Here is an 8,891-nt window from a genome sequence, read left to right on the forward strand (position 1 = left end):
TAGGAAATAGCGTGGTTCTTCTGCGCCTAGTCTTTATTCAACGGTGCTCGCCGATGATTTTTTCCATCCAGATCATATTATACCAGCGTCCAAATTTATAGCCGCATTTATAAAATGTCCCCACCTTGGTAAAGCCCAGATGCTGGTGGAACAATTCACTGTTTCTGGTCAAATACTCATCTTCCTCAACAGGGTCGCCAATGCAGGAATACATATTTAAAATCCCCATTTTCTTCAGCTGACCTTCCAAAGCCTCATACAGCTTCCGGCCATAGCCCCGGCCCTTGGCATCCTTATCAAGATAAATTGTCAGCTCGCAGGAATGGTCGTAGGCAGCCCGCCCGACAAAGGGATGAGCATAAGCATAGCCGTAAATAACCCCATTCTCCTCTACCACCAAATATGGGTATTTTTTTAGTACGTCCTCGATACGCCCTCTAAACTCCTCCACCGAAGGCACATCATATTCCCATGAAATAGCTGTGTCCGTCACATAATAAGAGTATATCTCCAACAGACGCTCCGCATCATTAACCGTAGCAGAACGAATAATAGTTTCTTGCATGTAAAAATTCTCCTTACAAAAATTGCCAGGTAAATAGTAACATACGTTTGTATAAAAGTCTATATTTTTCCACAAGGGGCTTATTTTCTTACATACGAAAAGCCCCAGCCTTCGCCGGAGCTTATTTTGTAAGATTTATTGCTTTAATTTATATCCGGCTTTCATCAAGACAGACATCGCCTCTCCCCATTTGTGTTCTTTTACTAAGAAATAATCTGTATTATATGTGGACATGGAGAATATGCTGATACCATTGTCAGCAAGATTCCCTCAGTCAACGCCCGGAAACGCATCTACAATTTTTATTTTAATGTCCGAAAAGCTCTCAAGAAAATGTGATAGTAGTTTTACTAGTGATTCTGCTCATAATCATGGAAACAAAAAATAACCGCTCCTAGTCCGGCCAGACCAAGCGGTTATTCCGTGTAAAAAAACAAGTAACTACGATGGCGACCGCTAGGCGGCACCTTCTATCTAACCACATTATAGCATTTGCATAATATATTAGGAAGTGTTAATTTTTACATAAATATAGACTACATCTCAATTTATAAGCATCTGTAACCGTGGGCACCATTGCTTATATCTGCTTGGGCTATGCCACTCCTTTCTGACACTTGTTCCATTCAGGTATGTCCATACACTTTTGATATATTATTACTCCTATTTTGTAACGAATTTTCTTTACACTGTATATATTTTTCTTTATAATTAATTTAAAAGGAGGTAATAGAGATGGAACAGGTTGCTGTGAATTTCCGCTTGGAAAAAGAATTAAAAACAAAAATGGAATCCATTTGTAAAGACATGGGAATGTCCATGACCACAGCATTTACTATTTTCGCAAAGAAAGTATGTAGAGAACGCCGTATCCCTTTTGAGGTATCCGCTGATCCTTTTTATTCCGATGAAAATATTTCACGCTTAAAGGCTTCTATAGCCCAGATGGAAGCAACAGGAGGTACTGTCCATGAGGTAGATTACGATGATTAAATCATGGACTGATGATGCATGGGATGATTTCTGCTATTGGCAAAATCAGGACAAAAAGACCTTAAAAAGAATCCTGAATCTCATAAAAGATATTGATAGAAACGGTTACTCTGGTATCGGAAAACCGGAACCTCTGGGAGAAAACTTGTCTGGTTACTGGAGCCGACGCATTGATGATGCTAACCGTATAGTTTATAAAATTGAAAATGAGACAATAAAAATAGTTCAATGTGGCTCCCATTACCGGGATAAGTAGTATCGTTACAGCTCTCTGTTTTATGCAGAGAGCTATTTTATATTATTTTAATTAATCCCCCGTTGTGCCAATGCGAATGGCTCCCCTCGCCAATGTATCTTCCAAATGTCCCACGGAGGCAGTAACAAGTGGCAAGAGCATTACTGCTGCCAGACACAAAGCCACCAAAAGCCTCGTTGTTTCATCTGAAACTCGTAAACCTTCAGGAATCGCCTTGGAATGTCTTTTTCATTTCGATGCCTTTCTTGAAGGCATCAGCCACTTTTTCACCGATGCAAAGGTAGCGCAGCTGCTCCTCGTCATAAATCAACGGCTGTAATTTTTCCAACACAACCATACCATTTTCATTGAGGATGGTTTCATCCGCGATGATACGCTTTACTTCCCCTGTGACCTGAGTATGGCTTCCCACAGTAACCGTATGGACAACCTCACATTCCAACGATAGGTGTAATTCATTGATTATCGGTGCATGGACCTGTTTTGCCTCACTCGTCGTAAAGCCGATGTTCTTCAGCTTATCTGCTTCATAGCCAGATTCTACCCCAAGATAATCCGTTTCTTTTGCCTGATTTACGCTGGGAAAGCCCAGGACAAAGGCTTTTTGCTCCAACAGGCATTTTAGTGTTTTCCTTCTCTGGGTGGCATTTATCGCAATCGTGACACAGGGTGGCTTATGACTGCTGACCATGTAAAAAGCCAAGGTACATGCCTCTGCCTTGCCATTTTCATCGTAAGCCGATACCACGACAGTCTCCGTTGGCGCAACCAACGCATGAAGTTTCAACTCTTTCTTAGTCATCTTGTATCCTCCTATTCCACTACCGTTGTCAGCAAAAGATACCGCAATACTGTTTCCACAAAGAAATATTCCCTCAGTCAACTCCCGGGAACGCATCTACAAATTTTATTTTTATGTCCGGAAAACTCTCCACAAACTGAATGGTAAAATCCTCGCCATATTCTACAAACTGCCACTCCCCGATTTTATCTGGAAATGCGTCAACAGTTTTCACCCGTATATCGGGAAAAGCATCTACTACTTTTACTTTGATATCAGGGAAATGGTCCACTACCTTTACCTTTCCATTGAGCCTAATGCCCTTATAATATCCGTCCTTGTTTATGACCGTAGCCGCCATGGTTGGAACCGAAACAGCAATAATCAGCAATGCCACAAATAGTGCAATTATTTTTTTAGCCATGATGATATCCTTTCTGATGAACCAGTGCTGTCATCTAAATTCTTTTATACCACTACGTTTAGCATATTCCCACATACTATCCAACAAACCATCTGTATAACTTTCAAAATCAGATAATATCACAACATCATGTGATTTTTGTAGTATTTTATTCCTGTCATTGATTTGAAACAAATACTCTTTGGAAGGCACCCGATTATTTTTTCTCTCATTACATGTCGGGCATGACAAAACAAAATTCCATAACTTATCATCCTTAACAAATGACCACGGAATAAAGTGGTCAACATGAGCATTGTCTTTAAGTTTTCTTCCACAATAAAAACAGGTATTATCCTCAAATTCTTTTCTAAGGATTTCTCTATAAATTGACAAATCACTGCGCCGTGGAGTGGCCAATTCCAGCTTATCTATCACCCTGACAACCAAATTATCCTGATTGACCTTTTCTAAAAACTTAGCCCATGAATAATAGTTTAACCGTTCCAGTTCGGCCTTATATTTCAACATAAAATCATAAAAACAATAACTAAGTGTTAAACCTTCCGCATTTAAATCAAATGCATAAATATACCCATCAAAATCAGCATATAGTGCACCTACAACATACTTCTTACAATCTGCAGTTACTAACTGTACTATTTTATTACGTTCTATTTTATCAATAGCACTAAACTCCAATGTAGATAAAATATCATTACTTGTAGCTGCCCTTTTTAATATGGTTTCTATTTTGGATAACCTAGAGTTACCATCTGGCCTCATCTGTCGTAAATCATATTTAATAACTAGATTCCAATAGTTTTCAGTAAATCGAGCAAATAACTCTTCATACGTATAAAAAATCCCCATTCCAGTCTTTTTGCCACTAAATAAGCTATCAAGCAACGACTTAATAAGTCCATATTTATACGTATTTCTCTTTCTGCATGAATCGGAAAAAACATAATTAAATAATGACCATATTCTGTCATCGTTTATGTAGAATTCTTTTATTGGTCCGTATTTTAAGTCCCATCCTGCCATCATATACTCCGCATGTATACAAAATTTAACTTTACTTTTTTAAATTATTTCGCCATATCTTTACTCATTCCTGCTGAAATAGTCCATAAAAAGTTCCATTAAGCAGACAAAACTTTATAATGAAAAGGAAAACGCCAGTCAAACAAACCTTATCCCCCATTGTCGTTAGCTTTTCTTCAATAGTTTTTGAGTCAAATTCAGCATATTTTTCACCAGTAATAATTTCAAGTAAATAATTGTTCATAAAATCTAATGCTTTGGGATCCATATCCTTAAGTAACATAGCTAATCCCTCCTATACTAACCAACACAATAATCTAAACACCATTTGCAATATGACAACTGTCACTATTAGTTAATAATTATTCTTTTTCTTTATTCTATATTAACCTATATTTTTTGCAATATTTTACTGGGCAAAAAAAGGACCCTGTCAGAGAACTTATATTCTCAAAAGGGCCCTGATTTTTATGCCAGGCTTAGCAAAACAAAAACAGGAACAATTCCTTACAAACGAGCATAAGTCGGCTTTAGAATAAGGAAGTGTTCCTGTTGAGGTCAGTTTAACAAAGTTCTTACAGGGCGTCAAGGACAGAAAAAAGAATCGTTTACATCAGCGAGGTTAACTTAAAACAAGATAAACGGCAGTCATAGAACAGTCTTTCCCACGTGAGTCTCTGCCTCCACGGGAAATAGTGTAAGATCGCCGCCCCCTGGTATACGCCCCGCCCAAAAGAAAAGCACCCAATTAAGGGCGCTTAGATTTCTTTAACCATTCTTCCTCTCTCATCCTAAAAGTTCCTTCAAGACCATACTCAAATGCTATATGAGTACAGTCAGGATACCGCTTCATCATCAATTCAATACGCTTTACAAATCTACGATAAAAGTCTGTTACTACACCTATATTCTTTTTGATCAAATTATTCTCGCCTTCTTCAGTCAATCCAGGTATGTGGCTGTAAATCAAATAATGATAGTTATAATCTTTTTTGACCTTATCTAAAACAGGATTATCATAATCTTTTTCCAGCAGCTTTCCTGTTTCAGTAATTTCCTTAAGCATTTTCTTTATATCTGAATATGAATAGATATTCTCTCCCCACCATTCAAACCCCTCAAAGTCAAAATGGGTTCCCCAGACTTTAAAATCCTTATTAAGATACTTTTCTACAAATACCCGTAGAAAACACATTATATAGTCTTCATCAATAGATATTTGTCCTTTTGGAAAAAATTCAATGTTCCGCAGATCTCCATCAGGTTTAGCGTTGAAAATCTTAACGGGCATAATCCAAAAATAGTATTCATCTCCATAAGCTCCTTCAAGAATTTCTAAATAACCCTTGCCTTTTAACGATGGGTAATCTTGTCCCTTTGGGCGACGCATTTTGGGCGAAAGGAAAAGTTTTTTCCAATTATCTCCCCTCAAAAATTCGGTCGCAGCCTTCTCCAACATTTTCATATCTGTTTCAGAGAGTTTTCCCATAATAACGCCTCCTTTGGAGCTGTATTTTTTGCTTCATCGAATACTTAAATCAACCATCTTCTATTTCTTTTGCTTCTTGGATTTTCTTCATTCCTCTGTCGCAGACTTCCAGAAAGAGCCGCACCCGATCTTCTTTGGGTTCATGAGATAGTATTTCCAAAAGCTCCTCAGTAGAAAATGGGATTTCGTGCATTAGCTCTAAATCTTTTTCATCCTTACCAGCCATGCTATTCACCTCAATTCTTTGGAGTCATCCTAAGTAACTAATAAAAACTATATTGTATTGTTTCTCTGCCGTCTTTTTAAATCCCACTCTGTCAAATCCAATTCCAATATCTGTGATAGCCTTCGTAGCATATCCAAATCTGTTGAAGATACGCATCATATTGATAAACTTGGGCTATTTTTTCTTTTGGCCAATTAGTCCAACTGGCTAGCCAATCCCGCGTAGGATATCCACCAATATGATGAACAATAATATGGTCCCACCGGTCTTTCATTGATTTTCCGTCAAAAAGAGGGTAGTTTACCATTTCAGTTACAGAATAAAAAATAGCTTCTTTCTTAGGAGAACAACAGTCACCACCACAATATAGTTCTATTATATTTTCAAAATAATATATATCACAGATCACTTTCTTAGGATCATCATCGAAAATGAAGTGGGTTCCGTCTATAGGTAATATACCGTTCATCCCACGCTCCATTATATTGCAGAAGAATGAAAACTCTAAATTTGCCATAGTGTTCACCTCAATTCTCTTTGGGAGGTATCTAATGCAGCTGTTCTCCTGTTTCTTTCCGCACATTCATTGGCCATCTGGCGGTCTAAGTCCATGCCTAGTTGCTGAGCAATTTCAAATATTTCTTCCCCTTCGGTACTCTGTCGAAGTTTTCTTATCAATTCTATTCCTTGCTTCCTTGATAATCCTTCCATGGCAATCACCTCTCAACCTAATCCTCCTACAGCCACGCGGTGCCTGAGTTCTGATAGTCCAAGTAATATTGCACGATCCCGGTCTGATAACTCACGATTCATGCACTCCATAACTGTTCCAGCCATCTTAAAAGCCTTTAGGGCGCCTGCTTTTCCTGCCTTATTTAGCCATTCCAATGATTTTTCATAGTCTTGCTGTATAACTCTGCCTCTAAAGTACATGCGCCCCAGCGCAATCATGGCCTCGTTATTTCCATTACTAGCTGCGCTAAAAATTCGTTCTCCTTCTGGTAACAGGTATGTCAGTCTGCTTATTTCATCGGTAAATTCCATCCAATACGGGGCAGATAATGGGTATTTTTTAGAATTACTCAAAAGCTGTTCCAATCTCAGATAATATCCCTTATAGATTTTTCCTGTTTCAAGATTTATCAATTCCTCCAAATTCATTTCATCAACTGCTTTTATGTAAGGAATTGGCTCAACGGTAACATCATCAAAATCGCTTAATTCCTCTGGTGACATTGGAAGTATATCATCCACATCTATTTCCAAATGATGATATTTAGCCCAATAATAGCAAACATTATTTACTTCTCTATTAAGTCGGCTGTTATATTTTCCTGATGCCTGTACTATGTGGCATCCTTTTTGTAGTTCGATACAAGCTAAATATTCCTCCTTATTCATAACATAAATTATGACAGACTCATGTCTAAGTATTCTATCTCTGTAAGTGGCCACACAATTATTAAAGGCTGCACCGAGTTTGGATAACATTTTTGTATTAAGTAATAATTTGAATTCATATCCATTTATCTTGCAAGCATAAGTCTGCTCTATCTTATTGTATTTTATTTTGGTTTCTTCCCAGTTTTCGGCCAAAGCAGTAACTTCTGTACTGATTGCATCATGGACATAATCAGTCAGTCCATCTTTTAATAGCCGTTGTATGACTTCTTCGGACAGCTTCTTATGGTGATCACTGAATGAAAAAAGTATATCCCATTTCAATTGGGTCATACTTTCCTCCTTTGAAGTGACATACAGCCATTTCAACATTCTCTTTTCACCTTTTTGTTCCAGGAGCCATTTACAATAAAATTCCAACGCGAGCCAATGCATTAACGCTACATCTCTTGTAACACGCTTTTCTTTCCTGTCATAATAAAATCTATGTAAATACATATTGGCTATACCGATATCCAAATAAAAGAATTTATGAAGGTAGTTTATATCTTTTATTCCCCACTGCTGGAATATCATGTACCAGACAATGGCATACGGATTAAAGGCATACGCTTTGCGCAGGCTTTTTGGTGGTTTTATTTCCAGTAAATCACAAATAATCTTGTAGTTGTTTTTCTCCTCACGGGTAAAGATTTCATCAAAAATATCTTCTCCATCACGGGTAACAAATTCCCGCAAAAATTTTTTTAGAAAAACAATATTTACATCAAATGGCCGCTCAATATACCCCAATAATGTGGTTTTGTTTTTTATTTGGCATAATACGCTTGGCTTGATACCAGTAGAGCAAAGGGTACTTTCCCTCAAAGCCTCGATAGCAGTTTCAACAACCACATCAGGAACATCAATGTCTGTTTCTGTCCAGTCTATACGGGTATTATCTTTTTGCTCAATTTTAGAGATAATAACTTTATTTTTTACAATATCCACGGACAGCGAATAACTTAACCATCTGCGTATAATTCCGTTTCTGCAATATTGTACCTTCATTACATCACAGGCAATGTAGGTTGACTTAGATGAAGATCTCTGAAATACTCTCCACCTATATGGAACGAATGCCATCTCATGCTTTTCGGATGTATAACTAAGGTTTAAAACAGCCTGTCCCAATAAACCATCCAAGTTGCAGCCATCCTGGGATAAAACATGATTATCTGATATTGACTCAATTTCCTCAATGACATTGTGAATCGGACAAAAAATGTAATCTACATTTAGTACATGATAATAGTCATAAGGATATCCTGTATATCGAACAACTGTTAAACAAGGGGTATATTCAATATCTTTATCAACATATTTGGCGTCAGTACATCTTATCGTAAACGTCAAAATATAGTATGCCCAACAACCAAAAGAAAAAGCAGCCGGTCAGCTGCTCTAATTTGTTATGTGAATATTATTCAGTTGGTAGGTTCACATTCCATGGGAGATACTTTTCCAAAACAGCATCTTCCTTTAAGGATTCCTCCTGGGACATGTTCGTAAAGATGTATTCCAAATATTCCTTGGTATCGACTTTGTTAGCTATGCATGTTTCTATGATGCTGTATGCTGCGGCACTGGCCTCGGCACCAGCGGGAGAACCAGAGAATACCCAGTTTTTGCGTCCAATGGTGAATGGGCGGATGCTTCTTTCTGCAAGGTTGTTGGAAATACTGCAATTA

The 8,891-nt window shown here is 37.7% G+C and carries 12 protein-coding genes and 2 pseudogenes; 2 read left to right on the forward strand and 12 right to left on the reverse strand.

Going from position 1 to position 8,891, the window contains the following annotated elements; all coding sequences use genetic code 11:
* Positions 1-37: 37 nt before the first annotated feature.
* Both ACKI5G_RS11285 and ACKI5G_RS11290 read right to left on the reverse strand, forming a co-directional pair.
* A complete protein-coding gene (locus ACKI5G_RS11285) occupies positions 38-565 on the reverse strand; it encodes a GNAT family N-acetyltransferase (RefSeq protein ID WP_407400424.1) in 528 nt (175 codons plus the stop codon).
* 135 nt (positions 566-700) lie between these two features.
* A pseudogene (locus tag ACKI5G_RS11290) lies at positions 701-817 on the reverse strand (ACT domain-containing protein); the annotation flags it as partial.
* Between the two features lie 483 nt (positions 818-1,300).
* Between ACKI5G_RS11290 and ACKI5G_RS11295 the strand changes: the two are divergent.
* A complete protein-coding gene (locus tag ACKI5G_RS11295; RefSeq protein WP_407400426.1) occupies positions 1,301-1,558 on the forward strand; it encodes a type II toxin-antitoxin system RelB/DinJ family antitoxin in 258 nt (85 codons plus the stop codon).
* A complete protein-coding gene (locus ACKI5G_RS11300; protein WP_407400428.1) occupies positions 1,551-1,814 on the forward strand; it encodes a Txe/YoeB family addiction module toxin in 264 nt (87 codons plus the stop codon). Before ACKI5G_RS11295 ends, ACKI5G_RS11300 begins: the two co-directional genes overlap by 8 nt.
* Before the next feature lie 202 nt (positions 1,815-2,016).
* Here ACKI5G_RS11300 and ACKI5G_RS11305 read toward each other — a convergent pair whose 3' ends face one another.
* The 10 genes and pseudogenes from ACKI5G_RS11305 to ACKI5G_RS11350 form a co-directional block, all read right to left on the reverse strand.
* Positions 2,017-2,616: a flavin reductase family protein gene (locus tag ACKI5G_RS11305; protein ID WP_407400430.1), complete on the reverse strand. Its 600-nt coding sequence runs from the start codon at positions 2,614-2,616 to the stop codon at positions 2,017-2,019.
* A gap of 73 nt (positions 2,617-2,689) precedes the next feature.
* Positions 2,690-3,019 carry a hypothetical protein gene (locus tag ACKI5G_RS11310; RefSeq protein ID WP_039212438.1) on the reverse strand — a complete coding sequence of 110 codons (330 nt, stop codon included), beginning with the start codon at positions 3,017-3,019 and terminating at the stop codon, positions 2,690-2,692.
* Positions 3,020-3,049: 30 nt separating this feature from the next.
* Positions 3,050-4,048, reverse strand: a complete 999-nt coding sequence (locus ACKI5G_RS11315) for an HNH endonuclease (protein WP_407400432.1) — start codon at positions 4,046-4,048, stop codon at positions 3,050-3,052.
* 61 nt (positions 4,049-4,109) lie between these two features.
* Positions 4,110-4,328, reverse strand: coding sequence for a hypothetical protein (locus tag ACKI5G_RS11320; RefSeq protein WP_407400434.1), 219 nt, complete (start codon positions 4,326-4,328; stop codon positions 4,110-4,112).
* A gap of 465 nt (positions 4,329-4,793) precedes the next feature.
* Positions 4,794-5,534, reverse strand: coding sequence for a hypothetical protein (locus ACKI5G_RS11325; protein WP_407400435.1), 741 nt, complete (start codon positions 5,532-5,534; stop codon positions 4,794-4,796).
* A gap of 49 nt (positions 5,535-5,583) precedes the next feature.
* A complete protein-coding gene (locus tag ACKI5G_RS11330; RefSeq protein ID WP_407400437.1) occupies positions 5,584-5,760 on the reverse strand; it encodes a hypothetical protein in 177 nt (58 codons plus the stop codon).
* Positions 5,761-5,851: 91 nt separating this feature from the next.
* Positions 5,852-6,277 (reverse strand): hypothetical protein, encoded by a 426-nt coding sequence (locus ACKI5G_RS11335; RefSeq protein WP_407400439.1) that lies wholly within the window; start codon positions 6,275-6,277, stop codon positions 5,852-5,854.
* 5 nt (positions 6,278-6,282) lie between these two features.
* The gene (locus ACKI5G_RS11340; protein WP_407400441.1) at positions 6,283-6,471 is read right to left on the reverse strand and encodes a hypothetical protein; all 189 of its coding nucleotides are present in this window, start codon (positions 6,469-6,471) and stop codon (positions 6,283-6,285) included.
* Between the two features lie 12 nt (positions 6,472-6,483).
* A complete protein-coding gene (locus tag ACKI5G_RS11345) occupies positions 6,484-8,346 on the reverse strand; it encodes a PcfJ domain-containing protein (protein WP_407400443.1) in 1,863 nt (620 codons plus the stop codon).
* Positions 8,347-8,751: 405 nt separating this feature from the next.
* Positions 8,752-8,891: pseudogene (locus tag ACKI5G_RS11350) on the reverse strand (transposase); the annotation flags it as partial.

Source organism: Anaerovibrio sp., assembly GCF_045637405.1.
GTDB lineage: Bacteria > Bacillota > Negativicutes > Selenomonadales > Selenomonadaceae > Anaerovibrio.